This is a genomic window from Streptomyces sp. NPDC001868 (assembly GCF_040297125.1).
GTDB lineage: Bacteria > Actinomycetota > Actinomycetes > Streptomycetales > Streptomycetaceae > Streptomyces.
On the sequence record NZ_JBEOYO010000007.1, the window covers coordinates 293,397 to 310,740 of the forward strand.

Genomic DNA, 17,344 nt, shown 5'->3' on the forward strand with positions numbered 1-17,344 from the left:
GGCTGACGGCTGACGGCTGACGGCTGACGGCTGACGGCTGACGGCTGACGGCTGACGGCTGAGGGTTTGTTGCTGCCCGGCGGAGCCGGTTCCGTCCGACCGAGTCGGGTGGAGTGGGTGGGCAAGGGCCGTGCGGAGCGCGGGAAACGAGAGGGTTCGGGCGGAGCCCGGGAAGGTGGCACACATGGACGTGGTGTTCCGGGATGCCGAGGTCGTGGACGGCTCCGGTGAGCCCTCCTACCGCGCCGACGTGGTCGTGGCCGACGGCAGGATCACCTCGATCGTGAAAGAGGCCGCCGCCGCCGGGTGCCAGCGGCCCAGGGGCGGGCGGGAGATCGACGCCGAGGGCCTCGTCCTGGCCCCCGGTTTCATCGACATGCACGCCCACAGCGACCTCGCGCTGCTGCGGGACCCCGAGCACACCGCGAAGGCGGCGCAGGGGGTCACCCTGGAGGTCATCGGCCAGGACGGGCTGTCGTACGCGCCCGTCGACGACCGCACCCTCGAAGAGGTCCGCCGCGCGATCACCGGGTGGAACGGATACGGCGAGGACATCGACTTCACGTGGCGGTCCGTCGGTGAGTACCTGGACCGGCTCGACCACGGCTTCGGGGGCGAGGGCATCGCCCTGAACGCCGCCTATCTGGTGCCGCAGGGGACGGTGCGGATGCTCGCCATGGGGTGGGAGGACCGGACGGCCACGCCGCAGGAGCTGGACCGTATGCGGGAGTTGGTGGCGGCCGGGCTGCGGGAGGGCGCGGTCGGGATGTCGTCGGGGCTGACGTACACCCCGGGCATGTACGCCAAGGACGCCGAGCTGACGGAGCTGTGCCGGGTGGTGGCGTCGTACGGCGGCTACTACTGCCCGCACCACCGCTCGTACGGGGCGGGCGCGCTGCGGGCGTACGAGGAGATGGTCACCCTGACGCGGGAGGCCGGCTGCGCCCTCCATCTGGCCCACGCCACCATGAACTTCGGGGTGAACGAGGGGCGGGCACCCGAGCTGCTGAGCCTCCTGGACGACGCGCTCGCCGCCGGCGCGGACATCACCCTCGACACCTACCCGTACACCCCCGGCTGTACGACCCTCGTGGCGATGCTGCCGAGCTGGGCGAGCGAGGGCGGGCCGGAGGCGATCCTCGCGCGGCTGGGGGACGAGGAGACGGCCGAGCGCATCCGGCATCACATGGAGGTCGTGGGCGCCGACGGTTGCCACGGGGTGCCCATCGAGTGGGACACGATCGAGATCTCGGGCGTCGCCGACCCAGCGCTGTCCGCGTACGTGGGCCGGACAATCTCGCGGTCGGCGGCGGCGCTCGGTGAGGAGCCCTGGGTCACCGCGCGTCGGCTGCTCGTCGAGGACCGGCTCGGGTCGACGATCCTCCAGCACGTCGGCCACGAGGAGAACGTACGGACGATCATGCGGCACCGGGTGCACACCGGCGGCTCCGACGGCATCCTGCGCGGCGACAAGCCGCATCCGCGCGCGTACGGGACGTTCCCCCACTATCTCGGCCGGTACGTGAGGGAGTTGGACGTGCTCTCCCTGGAGGAGTGCGTCGCCCATCTCACCGCACGCCCGGCCGCGCGGCTCCGCCTCGCGGACCGGGGACGCGTCCGCGAGGGCTACCGCGCCGACCTCGTCCTCTTCGACCCGGCGACCGTGGCCGCCGGGTCGACCTACGAGGCCCCCCGCACCCTGCCCACCGGCATCCCGTACGTCCTGATCGACGGCCGCTTCGTCATCGAGGACGGCAGAAGGACGGACGTACTGGCGGGAAGGACGGTCCGGAGGGTCCCGTAAGGGGCGCGGGGAACTGCGCGAGAAGCCCCACCGGCCCGCGGACGAAGAACAACCGCTACGGCTTGGGCAGTATGCAGCCGCTCGCGCTGAGGTCGAGCTTGTTGTCCACCCCGAAGCAGGCCGGGACATGCCACGTCTGCTGGCCGTAGTTGATGCCCTGGCGGACAGTCACCGTGCCGTTCGCGTCCACCTCGCAGGGGTTGTTGTCGGTGCAACGCCCCCCACTCTCGTTGCCCGTGTTGTTGACGCCGACGACCTTGCCGGTGGCGTCGTTGAGGACCGGGGAGCCCGAGGTGCCGCCGATGGTCTTGCACGCGGAGGTGTAGCGGATGGAGTCCTTCCAGGTCCAGGCACCCTCCTTCAGGCGGTACGCGTACCCGTCGACCGCGCAGCTGTACGTCCGCTTCCAGTAGCCGGAGACGACGGTGATGGGCGTGCCGACGGTCGGGCGCGCGGTGTCGTAGACGAGCGCGTCGATGCCGTACGAGCTCTTGATCTGCGCGTACGTGGTGGTGAGCTGGTACACCGCCATGTCCGTGTCGGTCATCGTGCCGTACGCGATCTTGCTGGCCCGCAGGGTGCCGACGCGGGTGCCGGCGGAGTTGAGCAGGCCGAAGGTGCGGGTGGAGGCCTGGTCGACGATGACCTCGCCGGCGTCCGGGAAGCCGCTCTCCAGACAGTGGCCGTTGGTCATCACCAGCGCCGGGTCGTTGTCCTCGGAGTCGGGCATCCGGACGACCGAGCCGGAACAGTTGCTGAGCGAGACGGTGCCGGCGAAGTTGACCGCCTGCACCGCCGGGGCCGCGAGGTCGGCCACGGTCTTGTTCGCCGTGTCGACGAGCGTGCCGACCGCCGTCTTGACGGGCGCCGCCGCCGGGTCCGGTGCCGCGACCGCCGGTGCCGCGCCCGCCCCGGTGATCACCAGGGCGAACAGCGAGGCAACGAGAGGCTTTCTCATGTGGGGGTCCCCTCTTGCTACGTGGGTGACGGAAGATCTTCCGGCACCGCAGTTTGTCATGCGCATTGTGAAGGCGATGTGGGGGACGAGCAAGGAGTTGGTTCCGGCCGCGCGATCTTCGGCCAAGGGGTGGGGGCGGCGCTGAGGGGTGAGTGGCAGGTGAGGGCGTCGCGACGGCGGGACGTGGCAGCGGACGAGACGTCAACTCGCCCGCTCCGTCCGGTCACTTCATATCGCTGACCCGATGGGCGGCATCGCATGCGTCACCGTCGACCGACTGCTTCGCGTGCCGGGCGCGCGCGCCGCCGCTCCCGGTGCGACCGGCGGGCGACCACGACTCGCGGGCCACCCCTGAGCGACCTCGTGGGGCTACTTGGGCGGTTTCGTGGCTCCCTGGCCGCGCCCCTGGCCGCCGTTGGAGTTGCCCCGGGACGAGGAGGTCGTCGTGGCGGTGGGCGAGGAGGACGCGGTGGCGGTGGTCGTCGCGGTGGAGGTGGGGTCGGGGGTGGTGGCGGCCGGGGACGGGTCCGTGGAGGTGCCGGGGGACGAGTTTCCCGGGGATGCCGTGGCCGCCGCATCGGCAGATCCGCCGGCCGACGGGGAGGCCGCCGCGTCGCCGGTCCGGGCGTCGGCCGGGGCGGACTCGACAGTGGCCGGGGAACTCGGGCTCTCCTGATCCGAGGAGCCGCCACCGGACAACCCCGCCACCGTGGCGCCGACGAGCACCGCCGCGCCGATACCGCCCGCGATCAACGCGCCGCGCCGCCGGGCCCGACGCCGCCCGAGCGTGGCCCGCCGCCCGCCCGCGGGCCGCGCACGACGCCCGGCAGCGTCCAGGGCCTCCGGGACACCCGACTGGCCCATCACCCCCGGGCCGTCCGCCCTGTACGACGCATGCCCCGCCGCGGAACCGTCCCCACCTGAGCCGTCCCCATCCGAGCCGTCGCCACGGAAGCCATTTCCACCCGAGCCGTCGCCACCGAAGCCAATTCCACCCAAGCCGTCGCCACCGAAGCCATCTCCACCCGGACCAGCCCCGGCCGCATCCGGACCCTCCACCACGACCTCATCCAGTTGGACGGTGTCGTCGTAGGCGTTCTGCCAGCCGTGGGCGGCGGCGGGGTCCCTGAAGGCCTCGTAGGCGGGGGTGGAGTGGGGGTCGCCGAGGGGGTGGTACACGTTCGGCGGGCTTTGGACGTCGGCGTTGTTGTTCCCGTCCGGCCCGTGCGCCCTGTCCACGCCGCCCACCCCATCCATTTCGTTTCGCTGCCTTCGTCTCGCGTGCCGTATGGGCATGTGTCGTGCGGTCGGTGGCCATGTGGGGGGCGGCCGGACCTGTTGGCGGATTCTAGATACGAGGAGGGCCGGGGGGACAGTCGCGGGGCATTTCGGGGTATAGCGGCTGTCTCACGTGGTGGAAAACACGACCCGGAACGCGTTACCGGGCCGTAAGCTCACGGACATGCAGGTGATCCAGTCGACCAAGCTCGCCAACGTCTGTTACGAGATCCGGGGCCCGGTGCTCGAGGAGGCGATGCGGCTTGAGGCGGCGGGGCATCGGATCCTCAAGCTGAACACGGGGAATCCGGCCGCCTTCGGCTTCGAGTGTCCGCCGGAGATTCTGGAGGACATCCTCCGGAACGTGTCGTCGTCCCACGGGTACGGCGACGCGAAGGGCCTGCTCGCCGCGCGCCGAGCGGTCGTCATGCACAACCAGACGATCGGCATCGAGACGGACGTCGAGCACGTCTTCATCGGCAACGGCGCCTCCGAGCTGATCGTCATGGCGATGCAGGGCCTGCTCGACGACGGCGACGAGGTCCTCGTACCGTCCCCGGACTACCCGCTGTGGACGGCGGCGGTCTCCCTGTCCGGCGGTACGGCCGTGCACTACCGCTGCGACGAGCAGTCCGACTGGATGCCGGACCTCGCGGACGTGGAGCGGAAGATCACCGACCGCACCAAGGCGATCGTCATCATCAACCCGAACAACCCGACGGGCGCGGTCTACGACGAGGCGATGCTGCGCGGTCTGACGGACATCGCGCGCCGCCACAACCTCCTCGTCTGCTCGGACGAGATCTACGACAAGATCCTCTACGACGGCGCCACGCACACCCCGACCGCCGCGATCGCCCCCGACCTGCTGACCCTCACCTTCAACGGCATGTCGAAGGCGTACCGGGTGGCCGGCTACCGGGTGGGCTGGATGGCGATCTCCGGGCCGCGCGCGCACGCCGACTCCTATATCGAAGGCCTGACGATCCTCGCGAACATGCGGCTGTGCGCGAACATGCCGGGCCAGCACGGGGTGGTCGCCGCGCTCAGCGGACGCCAGACGATCAACGACCTGGTGCTGCCGGGTGGGCGACTGAAGGAGCAGCGGGACGTCGCGTACGAGCTGCTCACCCAGATCCCGGGCGTCTCGTGCGTGAAGCCGAAGGGGGCGCTGTACCTCTTCCCGCGCCTCGACCCGAACGTCTTCAAGATCAAGGACGACCGGCAGATGGTCCTCGACCTGCTGCGGCAGGAGAAGATCATGGTCGTCCAGGGCACCGGGTTCAACTGGGCCGAGCCCGACCACTTCCGGGTGGTCACCCTGCCCACGGTGGGTGATCTTCGGTCCGCGATCACCCGGATCGGGAACTTCCTGGACGGATACGGGCAGGCGTAGACGGGTGCGTTTGGCAGGTGTGGCCGCCGGTGCGGAGTACGGCGAACCAGGGCGTTCGGACCTCGCTCAACTTTAGACGGATTCTAAGGTAGGCTGGTCTTCCGAGAGCGCTTGGAGGCCATCCCATGTACGAGCCGATCCGCACCAAGTCGGTCCACACGATGGCCGGCACGACCTCCTCCGACTTCCCTCACCGTTCGCGTGAGGAAGAGCTGGACATCCAGCTCGCGGGTCATCTGGCGGCGCTGCTGGCGGCGACGGACGCGCTGCGTGCGCTGGCCCCGTCCGAGGAGCTCGACGTGGCCGCGAAGGCGCTGGCCGCGCGGGTCACCGTGCTGCGGGGTGGGCGGCCGCCGGTGCGCTCCGCGTCCGCGTCCGCCTCCGGTGGGGATGACGTCGCCGGGTTGCACCGGCGGGCGCATGCGCTGGCCGGGCGGGCGCTTGTCGTGGCGGCGTCCCGGGCGGATACGGCGTCGGCGATTCTGGCGGCCGAGCGGATGGATGCGCACGCTGTTGTGCCGTTGAGCGCCTAATAGCTCGGGGGCGCGTGTCGTCCGGTGAGTGCGGGTGCGTGGGGCTTATCGCGCAGTTCCCCGCGCCCCTGAAAAGCCGGGGCTACGCCCCACGCTTTTCAGTCCCACCGACCCGTCGCTTCTCCCCCCCCCGGCCCGTGGTCCTTCAGGCCCGCAGGGGCCTGGATCTTTTAGGGGCGCGGGGAACTGCGCGGGAAGCCCCACCGGGGCCGCAGCCGAAATCGCACCCTTGCGTGGTGGACGTCCGTTGCGATCCGGGACCACCCGTTCACCGGCGGTTCACACGGCCCCGTACGGAACGTTGGGTTCCGGGAGCACTCTCCCGGTGTGAGACGAATCGCAGGAATCGTCCTCGCGGTACTGCTGATCGGCGGCGTGGTGGCAGCCGTCGTGGCGGGCCGGGAAAACGGGGACTCGGGCACGGCAACGAAGACCGTGCGAGGCGTGATCGGGTCGGAGAAGGCGGAGTTCTTCGCCGACCCCAAGGTGGTGAAGGCCCTGGCCGCCAAGGGCTACACCGTGAAGACGGAGACGTCGGGATCCTGGGCCATGGACGGCCTGGACCTGCAGGGGTACGACTTCGCGTTCCCGTCCAGCAAGGCACCCGCCGACGAGCTGGCCAAGAAGTACGACATACGCGAGCCGCTCCCCCGCCCCTTCTACTCGCCCCTCGTCGTGGTCGCCCACCGCAACGCCGCCGAGGTACTGCGGCAGAACGGGTTCGCCGAGCTCGACAAGAGCCGGGGCGTCCTCGACATGGGCGCGTATGTGAAGGCCGCCGAGTCCGGCCGGACGTGGCAGGACCTCAAGGGGGCGGAGAAGTACGGGGAGTTGATGGGTCTCCTCTACATCGCCACCACCGATCCGACCACCTCCAACTCGGGCGCGCTCTACCTCGCCGCCGCCTCGAACGTCGCCAACGGCGGCCGGGTCGTCGCGAGCAAGGCCGACGTGGACAAGACAGCGCCCTTGATGCACGAGCTGATCAGCGTCCAGGGCGCCCAGCAGCCGAGCACCGACGCCGCGTTCCGCGACTTCGTCAGCGGGGTCGGCAATCCGCTGGTGCTGGTCTACGAGTCGCAGGTCGCCGCGATGCTCACGGAGGGCCGGAGCATCGACGACCTGGTCGTCCTCTACCCGGACACCACCGTCTCCAGCGACCACACCGTCGTCCCGGTCACCGACGAGGGCCGCGCGCTCGGTGAACTCCTCGGCACCGACCCGACGTTGCGCGAGCTCGCCGCCCGGCACGGCTTCCGGCCGCAGGGCGCGGCCACCGAGTTCACGTCGGCGACCGCCGCCCACACCACGTATCTGATGCAGAAGCTGACCGTCCGGCAGGCGCCCGTGCCCACCTCCGAGGTGCTGCACGAGATGGCGCGCCGGGCCAGGGGCCAGTAGGAAGACGGGGGAACACGACACATGACCATCGAAGCGAGTGGCAACGACAGCACCTTCACCCTCACCCCTCCGGAGCCGGTCGCGGCCGTGCCCCGGGAGAAGGCCGGCGGGCTCGTCCCGGTCGAGGAGTCGGTACGGACGGACATGGCGCGCAAGGCCGAGGAGTACGTACGGGGGCTCGCCGTCCTCGACGCCCGCTCCCCGGAGTTCGCCGGCCGGGTCGGCGAGATCACCGCGCTCGGCGCGGGCGAGATGCGGACCGCCGCCGCGCAGTCCAACCGGATGCTGGAGCGGACCGTACGCAGCCTGCCCAGCAAGGGTGGGGACGCGCAGTCGCAGGTCGCGGGCTCACTCGTCGAACTCCGGCGTGTGGTCGAGGACCTGGACCCGCGTGATCTGCCGGCGAGCAAGGGCCGCAAGTTCCTGTCCCGGCTGCCGGGCGGCAACAAGCTGCGCGACCACGTCGCCAAGTACGCCTCCGCGCAAGGGACGTTGAACAAGATCGTGGGGTCGCTGCGCGGCGGGCAGGACGAACTGCGGCGCGACAACGCCGCGTTGCAGACCGAGCGGGTCCGGCTGTGGGAGACCATGGGCAAGCTCCAGGAGTACGTGGTCCTGACGGAGGCCCTGGACACGGCCGTCGAGGAGCACATCCGGACGCACTTCGACGGGGTCGATCCGCAGCAGGGCGACACCCTGCGCGCCGACGTGCTCTTCCCCGTCCGGCAGAAGCACCAGGACCTGCTCACCCAACTGGCCGTCTGCGCCCAGGGATACCTGGCCATGGACGTCGTACGGCGCAACAACGAGGAGCTGATCAAGGGCGTCGACCGGGCGGCCACGACCACGGTCTCGGCGCTGCGGATCTCCGTGATGCTCGCCTCCGCCCTCGACAACCAGAAGAAGGTCGTCGACCAGGTCAACGCCTTGCGCGGGACGACCGAGGATCTGATCCGGGGCAACGCCGAGATGCTCTCCACGCAGAGCGGCGAGATCCAGCGCATCGCCGCCGACCCGGCCGTCGGCGCGGAGACGCTCCGCTCGGCCTTCCAGCAGATCTACCGCACCCTCGACGCGATCGACACCTACAAGGTGCAGGCGACGGAGACCATGGCCGCCACCGTCGAGTCCCTGACCTCCGAACTCCAGAACGCGACCCAGTACCTGGAGAGGAGCCGGTCCCAGGGGGCACTGGAGGGAGGTGGGCTCGCATGAGAGTACGTACGACGGTGACGGTCGCCCTGACAGCGGTGGCCGCCCTGCTGGCCACCGCCTGCACCGCGACGGACACGACGGGACTGCCCGATCCGGTCGAGGCGACCAAGTACATCCCCGGCACCCTCCGCGTCCTCGCCTCCAGTGAACTCTCCGACATGACACCGGTGTTGGAGCAGGTGGAGAAGAAGACCGGGATCAAGGTCCGGCCCACCTACATGGGCACGCTCGACGCGGTGGACCTGCTCACCGAGTGGCGGGCGAAGGGCTCGTACGACGCGGTGTGGCTGTCCTCCAACGATTACCTGCGGCTCCGCCCGGACGCCGCCAAGGAGATCGTGTCGGAGACGCCGGTGATGTCCAGCCCGGTCGCGATCGGCGTGCGGAACGAAACCGTACGGAAGCTCGGGTGGAAGCCGGAGAGTGTCACCTGGACGGACATCGAGAAGGCGGTGGCGGACCGCAAGCTGACGTACGGCATGACCGACCCGTCCCGCTCCAACTCCGGTTTCTCCACGCTCGTCTCGGTGGCATCGGGGCTCTCCGGGGCCCAGTCCGCGCTCACGGACGCGGATGTGGCGCGGGCGACGCCCCGGCTGAAGGAGTTCTTCGACGGCCAGAAGCTGACCTCGGGGTCCTCGGGCTGGCTGGCGGCGGCGTACGACCGGCGCGGTGACATCGACGCGCTGCTCAACTACGAGTCGGTGCTGAAGGGGAAGAAGGGGCTGACGGTGATCCGGCCGCGCGACGGCATCGTCACCGCCGACTATCCGCTCTCCTCGCTCGCCTCCACGAGCAAGGAGGTCCGGGACGATGTCCGCCGGCTCACGGACGCCCTGCGCACCCCGGACATCCAGCGGCTGATCACCGAGAAGACGCTGCGCCGTCCGGTCGTCGCCTCCGTGCCGCCCGCGGCCGGACTCGACACCACGCGCCGCCGCGAACTCCCCTTCCCCGGCAGCCAGTCGGTCGCCGACGGACTCCTCGACACCTACGAGAACGAACTGCGCCGCCCCTCCCGGACCGTGTACGTCCTGGACACCTCGGGCTCGATGGAGGGCGACCGTCTCGACCGGCTCAAGTCCTCCCTGGCCGAGCTGACCGGCGACTTCCGGGACCGGGAGGAGGTCACGCTGATGCCGTTCGGGTCGGACGTGAAGAGCGTACGGACGCATGTCGTCCAGCCCGACGACCCGCAGACCGGGCTCGACGGCATCCGCGCCGACACCCAGGGGCTGTCCGCCGGCGGCGACACCGCCATCTACACCTCGTTGCAGAAGGCGTACGAGCATCTCGGCTCCGCCGACCGGGACACCTTCACCTCCATCGTGCTGATGACGGACGGCGAGAACACGGAGGGGGCGAGCCCCGCCGACTTCGACGAGTTCTACGGCCGGCTGCCCGCCGCCGATCAGCAGGTCCCCGTCTTCCCGATCCTCTTCGGCGACTCCGACAAGGCCGAACTGGAGCACATCGCCGACCTGACCGGCGGCCGGCTCTTCGACGCCCAGCAGGGCTCGCTGGACGGCGCCTTCGAGGAGATCCGTGGCTACCAATAGCTCCAATAGGTCTAGTAGGTCCAGTAGTTCCAGTAAGTCCAGTGGGTTGATGGGGTACATCGAGTCCCGGAAGAACCTCGCCGGGAGCGTGCTCGGCGTCGCCGGGCTCGGGCTGACGTTCGCGGGGGTCGCGGGGCCGTACTGGCCGGTCGTGGTCGCCGGGCTGTACGGCGCGGGTGCGCTGATCGCGCCGCCGGAGCGTCCGCCGGTGCCGGACTTCCCGGACCCGTCCGCGCAACTGGACGAGCTGCGCGGTGACTTCGGCACGCTGCGGGAGTATCTGACCGGTGTCGATCTGCCGCCCGCCGCGGCCGGCCGGCTCACCGAGCTGACCGAACTCCTCAGCGCCCTCCTCGACCCCGGCTGGGTCGCCGAGGTCCTGGCCCGCGACCCCGAGGGCATCCACGCCCTCTCCCGGGCCGTCCGGCAGGACGTCCCCGAGGCCGTCGACACCTTCGTACGCACCCGCTGGTGGACCCGCCTCACCCCGGGCACGGAACCGCCGGAGCGGCACCTTGAGCGCCAACTCGGCCTGTTGCAGGAGGAGTTGGGGCGACTTGCGGCGACCTTGCGCGACGCGGAGGCCCGCCGCCAGGAGTCCCACACGCGCTATCTGGAGGACCGGTCGGGGTGAGGGGGCCGCGGGGTCGGTTGCCGGGTGCGCGTCCGGTGGGGCTTCTCGCGCAGTTCCCCGCGCCCCTAAAAGCTTCAGGCCCCTGCGGGCCTGAAAGACCACGGGCCGGGGGGCGTGAGAAGCGACGGGCCGGTGGGGCTGAAAGGCGACGGGCCGGTGGGGCTGAAGGTGACGGGCCGGTGGGGCTGAAAGGCGACGGGTCGGTGCGGCTGAAGGCCACGGGCCGGTGCGGCTGAAGGCCACGGGCCGGTGCGGCTGAAAGGCGATCGGGCTGCGGGGATGAAAAGCACGGGGCGCAGCCCCTGCTTTTCAGGGGCGCGGGGAACTGCGCGAGAAGCCCCACCGGGGCCGCACCCGCCCACGCACCCCATCCACCCCCTTCCGTCCGCGATCCTCACCCCACGCTCGTAAGGATCACGATCAGCAGCACCACCCCCACCACCACGGCCAACACCTTCAACGCCGCGTAAGGCGACGGGGGCGGTCCGGTCGGGGGCGGTGGGACCGGGACCGACGTGGGCCGGGGCCCGTTGAAGACGTCGTGGCCGGTGACCGCCGCCCGGGTGCACCAGGGGCAGGTCGGCAGATGGGAGCCGTACGTGTGCAGCGGCCGCACCGTACACGCCCGCACCTCAGCACGTTCCTTGTCGAGGGCCCGCAGCCACGCCTCGGCCCGCGGCCGGGCGTCGGGATCCTCGACGCCGGCACCGAAGGCCGCCTTGGCGAGCGTGAGGAGTTCGGTCGGCAGGACGGACGGATCGATCGTGCCGCGGGGGATGATGACCCGCTCGGGCCGGACGACATAACTGCAGCTCGCGGCGATGTTGTCCTTGACGGTCGACTCGGACGCACTCTCGTGCGGCACCCCGCCGAAGGGATGGTTCCCGGCGGTGAGCAACTGGTAGACGAGCACGGCGAGCGCGAAGTCGTCGCTCTGCCGGGTCGCGGGGCCACCCGCCTGCCGCTCCGGGGACGAGTAGTCGGTGGTGTGCATCAGGCACGGGAAGAGCTCGCCGGTGACCGGGTCGGTGAACGCGATGGAGTCGCAGTCGAGGAAGGTGACGAAGCCGTTGGCGTCGACGACGACGTTGCTGCTGGAGAAGTCACCGATGACGAGGTTGTCGTAGTGCATCCGGGCCGTCATGAAGGCGAGGTTCCAGGCGACGCCGAGCAGGAACCGCCAGTCGGCCCGGTCCGGGAAGAGCTTCAGGCGCTGCACGCGGGTGAACAGGCCGATCAGCTGGACGTGTTGGGGCTCGCCGAAGCGGCGCATGGCGTAGCCGAGGAACTCGCCGTTCGTGCCCCGGGCGATCGCGGTGGGCCAGGCCAGCTCGGGCGGCTGGCTGGCGTCCGTGGGGCGGGCGGCCAGCGGTGACATCGTGAGCATGCGGGCGAGCCGCCGCTCCTGGTCGGGCCCCGGTGTGTCCCGGTAGATCTTGACGACGATCCCCGTGTCCCCCTCCACCGGGAACACGGCCGCCTGCCCGCCGCCCTTCAGGGGCAGCTCGGCCAGGGTGACCCGCCTGCCGTCGAGAAAGACCGTGCGGCCGCTCATGGCCGTACCTCCGAGTGTTCGTTGGGCCGGTGATCGCCACGCAGAAGCGTCGTCGTGAAGTGCCGTCGCCGTCGCCGTCGCCGTCGCCGGGCGGTCATCGACGCTGCGTGCGGACCGCTCGCAGCAGGGTCTTGTCGTCGGCGTTGAGTGCGGTGAGGCGGTCGGAGCGCAGGAGGGCGGCCAGGTTGGGGTCGCGGTCGTCCTCGGCGGCGGTGTCGAGGGAGCGGAACACGGCGTCGGCGAAGGACGAGTTCGGGGACGGGGCGCCGTCGGCCGACCGGTTGACCATGGCCTGGGCGAGCCCGTCCGTGGAGAGGAGCACCCCGTCGACCCCGTCGTCCGCGACGCACTCGGTGTGGGTCCAGCGCCCCACGTCCGGCGAGGTCAGGAACACCGTCTCGTTGCTGTACTCGCTCACCGCCGCGGCCTGCGGCAGCAGATGGAACTGCCGCTCCCCGTCCTCCGTACCGGCCCGTACGACCACGAACCCGTCCCCCACGGTGAGATGGCCGATCCAGCCGGGCGCGAGCACCACCACCGTGAGGGTCGTGGCGAAGTCCTGCGCGTCGGTGCCGGTCCGGTCGAGGAAGTCCTTGCTGACGTCCTCCAGGGCGGCCCGCAGCAGCTCGTGCACGGCCTCCCCGGGCCGCACCTCCACGGCCGCCTCGGCGCGCCGCACGAAATGCTCCGTCGCGAGCCCCACCGCGAGCCGCGCGCCCTCCTCCGAGCGGGGCCGGCTGCCGGCCCCGTCGGCGACGGCGAGCACGGCGACGGAGGGCGTCGCGGCGGCGGCACACGCGTCCTGGCAGGGCAGGCCCTGGCGCCGGTGGCGGTAGCCCTCGACGCTCAGGCCGTGGATCCGCCAGGGCGGGGCGGCGGTGGTCATCTCACGCCTCCCACGCCGGGCGCTGTGTCTTGAACTGGCTGAAGATCTTCTCGAACACCTCGTCCCCCGCCCCCTTCTGCTCGGCGTTGGCGCTGGCGGACATCATCTGGAGCAGCTCCCGGAACGGGAACCCCTGCAACCGTGCGTTGAACTTCGGCGCGAACGCCTGCAGCACCTGCTCCCCCCTGTCCGTGATCCCGCCGACCCCGATCGCGTACAGCCGGAACCGGCGGGCACGCTGCTCCTCGGCGAGGACGGGCACCAACCGGTGCCAGGAGTCGGTGAGATGGCCGGTCGGGTCGGTGGGCAGGCCGTCCGTGACGAGGCAGATCTGCGGCCGGTAGTACTGCAGCCCGGACGCCCGCAGCTCACTCTTGCGGGCCGCGACGATATGCATCGCCAGCTCCACGGCCTCGGTCATCAGGGTGACCCCGGCGGCCGTGAGCCGCGGTGCCTGGAAGGCGTGCGCGGGTATGAAGGGGCTCGTCCGGGTGCGGGGGTCGAGGAGCTGGGGTCCGCGCCAGGCACCGACGCCCTGGCCGCCGAAGGTGACGACGGCGACCTCGACGCTGTAGCTGAGGCTGACGTCGTCGTGGAGTTCCCTGGTCCACTCGGCGAGCGCGTTGTTGAGCGTCTGGATCGGCTGACCCGCCATGGAACTGGATGTGTCGAGGCAGAGCACGAGCGGCATGCGCTGGGCGTTGTTCTCGAACTCGATGTCGGCGTACTCCGCCGGCAGGGTGGGCGGGTATTCGCTGTGCATGGTTCATCCCCCTGTGCTTCTGGTGTTGCTGGGTGGTTCTGGTACGCCTGAACAGTGCTGGTGCCAGTGCCGGTGCTGCTGCTGCGCTCGGTGGTTGGCGGATGGCGGATGGCGGGTGGCGGATGACGGGGTCACCTGGGCGGGGTGGTGCCCTTCGCGTGCCGGGCGGCGGTCGGCGGGAAGGCGTACAGGACGTCGGAGTCCCGCTCCCGGGCATCGGTGACGTCGACGAGGCTGCCGGGGGCGGGCGGCGGGCGCCCCGGTTCGGCCCACACCGCCCGGCGCAGCACCCGGTCGACCTCGACATAGCCCTGCGGGTGGAGTTCGGTGCGTACGACCGCGGTCCGGGCGTGCGCCGGGCGGGCACCGACCTGCCGTCCGTGCCGGGGCGCGGGCGTGACCCGCAGCCGGGTGGTGCGCTCGTCCACGCCGCCGTCACCACCACCACCTTCACCACCACCGTGGCCACCGCCGTCGCCGGCACCGCGGCCACCGCGATGGCCCCCGCCGCCGACGCCCCCATTACCGCCCGCGCCGCCGCCGCGCGCCGCGTGCGCCGGGGCGGTGCGCGCGGGTCCGCCCCGCACGCCCCCACCGGCCGCCCGCCCGGGGGACGGCGCCCGGTGCCCCACGGCGACCGGGCCCCTGGACCGCCGGATCACCACCACGAAGGCGAGGAGGAGCAGAGCGAGCAGCAGCGCCATCCAGAAGGCGGTCCAGGTGGCGGTGCTGTACTCGGATCCGGAGGCCTCGGTGTCGACGGTGTCGGTGGTGCCGTCCGCGTCATCCGTCTCGTCGCCCGCGCCGCCCGTGTCGTCCCCCGGCTCGTCAGAGGTGCCGGACGAGGGCGAGGCCCCGGTGTTCCGTTCGTCGTCGACGTCGGTGACGGTGAAGCTGTCGGCGAGAGGAGTGGAGAAGGCGGTCAGATCCGAGCCCTTGAGCGTGGGCGACCGCCCCGGGCCGGGGCTGACCTTGGTGCACATCCCGCGTTTGTCGGGACAGACGCCGCTCTCCTTCAGGCCGGCGTATGTCCCCTCCTTCAGCCGGTCGACGGCGGCCTCCGGGTGGAGGAGCAACTCGTCCGCGACGAGGAGCAGCGCCGTGCCGCCCTGCCCCGTGCGCACCCCCTTCGGCACCTGCACGACCACCGGGTGGGCGCCCTCGCCCCGCGAAGCGAGGAGCTCCTTCTGCTCCTTGCCGATGTCCTCGTACTCCAGGGACGCCTCCAGGGTGATCACCACGGTCCCCGAGGCCGTCCGCCCGACCCAGCACTGCAGTCTCTTCTTGAACCCGGCGGCCGGACAGGGACCGTCGGCCGCGACCGACTGCCCCGGCGGGACCAACGCGATCAACAGCCCCACCAGCACACCCAGAAACGACAAACGCCCGATCGCACCCATCGCACCAACCCCCCGTGGCCTGAAAGGCACGCCCCCGCGGCCCTGAAAAAGCCCATCCAATAGTGGAGCAGGCAGCCGGGCGGCCGGAAGGGTTTGGTGATTTCCGCCGATGGAATTACGGCGAGTTACGCCGACGTTCGATCAGTATGCTTTTCACTTCTACAACTTGAACACCTGATGGCAACGACTGAACATCTGCCGCGCCCGATCCACCCAGTCATTGGCCAGAGCATCGAAGTCCGCCTGGGTGATACGGCATGTCAGTGGCAGATCACAGACCCCGGCGAGACAGGGGCGCGGCCCGCGCACATCCCATACGGAAAGCATGGGGTTCAATTGTTCGGTATTCCACGCGTTCGACGCGGCGGCGGCGATGGCGAGTTGGTCCTGCCGAAGGAAATTCCCGTCGGTCGCGAAGGCCACGAGAAGCTTCTTGGTGGTCATGAATCTGACCGTGACCATCCGTCCCGCCTCATGGAGATCGAATTGCAGGGAAACGGAGACGGTGTCATGGGCCGTGTGGTAATTCCGCCGGGCGACCCAGTTCTGCACCAACTGCCGCCAGTGCGTGCCCAGGTCGTATATCTCGGCGTTGCGCCCCGGATGGGAGTCGCGCCCGGAGAAGGAGTCACGACCCGCGTACGGGTCCCGCCCGGCGTACGAGTCACGGCCGACGTACGAGTCGCGCCCGGCGTACGAGTCGCGGCCGGGCTGGGACTCCCCGCCCGGGTAGGAGTCAGGCGCCGTCACGGACCACCGCCCCGGCGACCATGGCGTCGGTCAGCCCGGCGTCGAGCAGCGCCTGCGCGTGGAGCAGCAGACAGGAGGGGACGGACTCGCTCGTCGTACGGCGCCGGTGGCGCTCCCGCAGTTCCTCGTACCGCACCTCGATGGTCCGGGCCACGTGCGGCGGCGGCCACACCTCGGTCCTGGTGGTCTCCCCCACCAACTCCGCCAGAATGTCGGCGAGTCGGGGCCGGTCCTCGGGCCGCTTGGCCAGGCAGCGTGCGATGAGGGGCCGCAGTCCCGGCGGTACGCCGTCGAGCCGGGGCTCCCCTCGTACGACCTCCACGCTCACGCCCTCCCCGCTGCCGTGCGGTGGGCGGCCGGTGAGCGCGTACACCAGGACCCCGCCCAGCGAGAACACGTCGCTCGGCGGGCCGACACGGTCGCCTCGGTCGCCGCGGATCTGCTCGGGCGACATGAACGGCGGGGTGCCGACGACGACACCGACACGGGTGAGGCCGGGGGCGCCGTCCACCCGGGAGATGCCGAAGTCGATGACGCGGGGGCCGTCCTGGGCGAGCAGGACGTTCGCCGGTTTGAGGTCGCGGTGGATCACATGGGCGGCGTGGATGGCCTGCAACGCCTCGACGAGACCGGCGCCGAGGGGGCGGACCTGGGTCTCGGGGAGGGGGCCGTCGGCACGGACCGCTTCCGCGAGGGAGGGGCCGGGGACGTACATCGTGGCCAGCCAGGGGAGTTCGGCCGTGGGGTCGGCGTCGACGACGGCCGCGGTGTACGCGCCGCTGACCACGCGGGCGGCGGCGACCTCTCGGGCGAAGCGTTCGCGGAACTCGGGTTCCGCGGCGAGTTCGGGGCGGGCGACTTTTACGGCGACCTCGCGGCCGGCGGGTGAGCGGCCCAGATAGACCCAGCCCATGCCGCCCGATCCGAGGCGGCCGACTATCTTGTACGGGCCGATCCTCAGGGGGTCGCTTACGGGTGTACGCACCCCGTTCACCTCATTTCGGGGTTCGGTGCGGATGTCCCCGAGTGTCCCGCGATTTCCCCTCCCCGGCAGCCCTTTTCGCCCCCTCCGCCCCTACCCGTCCCATCCCCAGGGGCTGCGCCCCTTCGACCCCCGTCCGCGGGTCCGGTGGGGGCTGGTCGCGCAGTTCCCCGCGCCCCTGAAAAAGCAGGGGCTGCGCCCCGTGCTTTTTCAACGGCCCGCAGGGGCCG

15 protein-coding genes are annotated in these 17,344 nt (G+C 71.0%); 7 read left to right on the forward strand and 8 right to left on the reverse strand.

Annotated elements, in window-relative coordinates; genetic code table 11:
* Positions 1 to 184: 184 nt before the first annotated feature.
* The gene (locus ABT147_RS11905) at positions 185 to 1,804 is read left to right on the forward strand and encodes an N-acyl-D-amino-acid deacylase family protein (RefSeq protein ID WP_351404573.1); all 1,620 of its coding nucleotides are present in this window, start codon (positions 185 to 187) and stop codon (positions 1,802 to 1,804) included.
* Between the two features lie 55 nt (positions 1,805 to 1,859).
* On the opposite strand, the gene ABT147_RS11910 is transcribed toward ABT147_RS11905, so the two are convergent.
* Both ABT147_RS11910 and ABT147_RS11915 read right to left on the reverse strand, forming a co-directional pair.
* Complete coding sequence (locus ABT147_RS11910) at positions 1,860 to 2,762, reverse strand: S1 family peptidase (protein ID WP_351404576.1); 903 nt, start codon at positions 2,760 to 2,762, stop codon at positions 1,860 to 1,862.
* A gap of 369 nt (positions 2,763 to 3,131) precedes the next feature.
* Positions 3,132 to 4,001 (reverse strand): hypothetical protein, encoded by an 870-nt coding sequence (locus ABT147_RS11915; protein ID WP_351404578.1) that lies wholly within the window; start codon positions 3,999 to 4,001, stop codon positions 3,132 to 3,134.
* Positions 4,002 to 4,224: 223 nt separating this feature from the next.
* Between ABT147_RS11915 and ABT147_RS11920 the strand changes: the two genes are divergently transcribed.
* From ABT147_RS11920 to ABT147_RS11945, 6 genes are all read left to right on the forward strand, one after another.
* Entirely contained in the window at positions 4,225 to 5,436 is a 1,212-nt protein-coding gene (locus tag ABT147_RS11920) for a pyridoxal phosphate-dependent aminotransferase (protein ID WP_351404580.1), read from the forward strand.
* A 125-nt stretch (positions 5,437 to 5,561) separates the two neighbouring features.
* Positions 5,562 to 5,969 carry an SCO4983 family protein gene (locus ABT147_RS11925; RefSeq protein WP_351404582.1) on the forward strand — a complete coding sequence of 136 codons (408 nt, stop codon included), beginning with the start codon at positions 5,562 to 5,564 and terminating at the stop codon, positions 5,967 to 5,969.
* A gap of 327 nt (positions 5,970 to 6,296) precedes the next feature.
* Positions 6,297 to 7,370, forward strand: coding sequence for a substrate-binding domain-containing protein (locus tag ABT147_RS11930; protein ID WP_351404584.1), 1,074 nt, complete (start codon positions 6,297 to 6,299; stop codon positions 7,368 to 7,370).
* A 21-nt stretch (positions 7,371 to 7,391) separates the two neighbouring features.
* Positions 7,392 to 8,585, forward strand: coding sequence for a toxic anion resistance protein (locus tag ABT147_RS11935; RefSeq protein ID WP_351404586.1), 1,194 nt, complete (start codon positions 7,392 to 7,394; stop codon positions 8,583 to 8,585).
* Complete coding sequence (locus tag ABT147_RS11940) at positions 8,582 to 10,144, forward strand: substrate-binding and vWA domain-containing protein (protein WP_351404588.1); 1,563 nt, start codon at positions 8,582 to 8,584, stop codon at positions 10,142 to 10,144. The genes ABT147_RS11935 and ABT147_RS11940 overlap by 4 nt, the downstream gene beginning before the upstream one ends.
* A gap of 49 nt (positions 10,145 to 10,193) precedes the next feature.
* Complete coding sequence (locus ABT147_RS11945; RefSeq protein ID WP_351404590.1) at positions 10,194 to 10,778, forward strand: hypothetical protein; 585 nt, start codon at positions 10,194 to 10,196, stop codon at positions 10,776 to 10,778.
* A 394-nt stretch (positions 10,779 to 11,172) separates the two neighbouring features.
* On the opposite strand, the gene ABT147_RS11950 is transcribed toward ABT147_RS11945, so the two are convergent.
* The 6 genes from ABT147_RS11950 to ABT147_RS11975 form a co-directional block, all read right to left on the reverse strand.
* On the reverse strand, positions 11,173 to 12,333 hold the full coding sequence (locus ABT147_RS11950) for a hypothetical protein (protein WP_351404592.1): 1,161 nt from the start codon (positions 12,331 to 12,333) through the stop codon (positions 11,173 to 11,175).
* A 94-nt stretch (positions 12,334 to 12,427) separates the two neighbouring features.
* Entirely contained in the window at positions 12,428 to 13,219 is a 792-nt protein-coding gene (locus ABT147_RS11955; RefSeq protein WP_351404595.1) for a PP2C family serine/threonine-protein phosphatase, read from the reverse strand.
* 1 nt (position 13,220) lies between these two features.
* On the reverse strand, positions 13,221 to 13,982 hold the full coding sequence (locus ABT147_RS11960; RefSeq protein ID WP_351404597.1) for a vWA domain-containing protein: 762 nt from the start codon (positions 13,980 to 13,982) through the stop codon (positions 13,221 to 13,223).
* Between the two features lie 131 nt (positions 13,983 to 14,113).
* Positions 14,114 to 15,364, reverse strand: coding sequence for a hypothetical protein (locus tag ABT147_RS11965; protein WP_351404599.1), 1,251 nt, complete (start codon positions 15,362 to 15,364; stop codon positions 14,114 to 14,116).
* A 177-nt stretch (positions 15,365 to 15,541) separates the two neighbouring features.
* The gene (locus tag ABT147_RS11970) at positions 15,542 to 15,826 is read right to left on the reverse strand and encodes a hypothetical protein (RefSeq protein ID WP_351404601.1); all 285 of its coding nucleotides are present in this window, start codon (positions 15,824 to 15,826) and stop codon (positions 15,542 to 15,544) included.
* A 292-nt stretch (positions 15,827 to 16,118) separates the two neighbouring features.
* Positions 16,119 to 17,117, reverse strand: coding sequence for a serine/threonine-protein kinase (locus ABT147_RS11975; RefSeq protein ID WP_351404603.1), 999 nt, complete (start codon positions 17,115 to 17,117; stop codon positions 16,119 to 16,121).
* Positions 17,118 to 17,344: the final 227 nt, after the last annotated feature.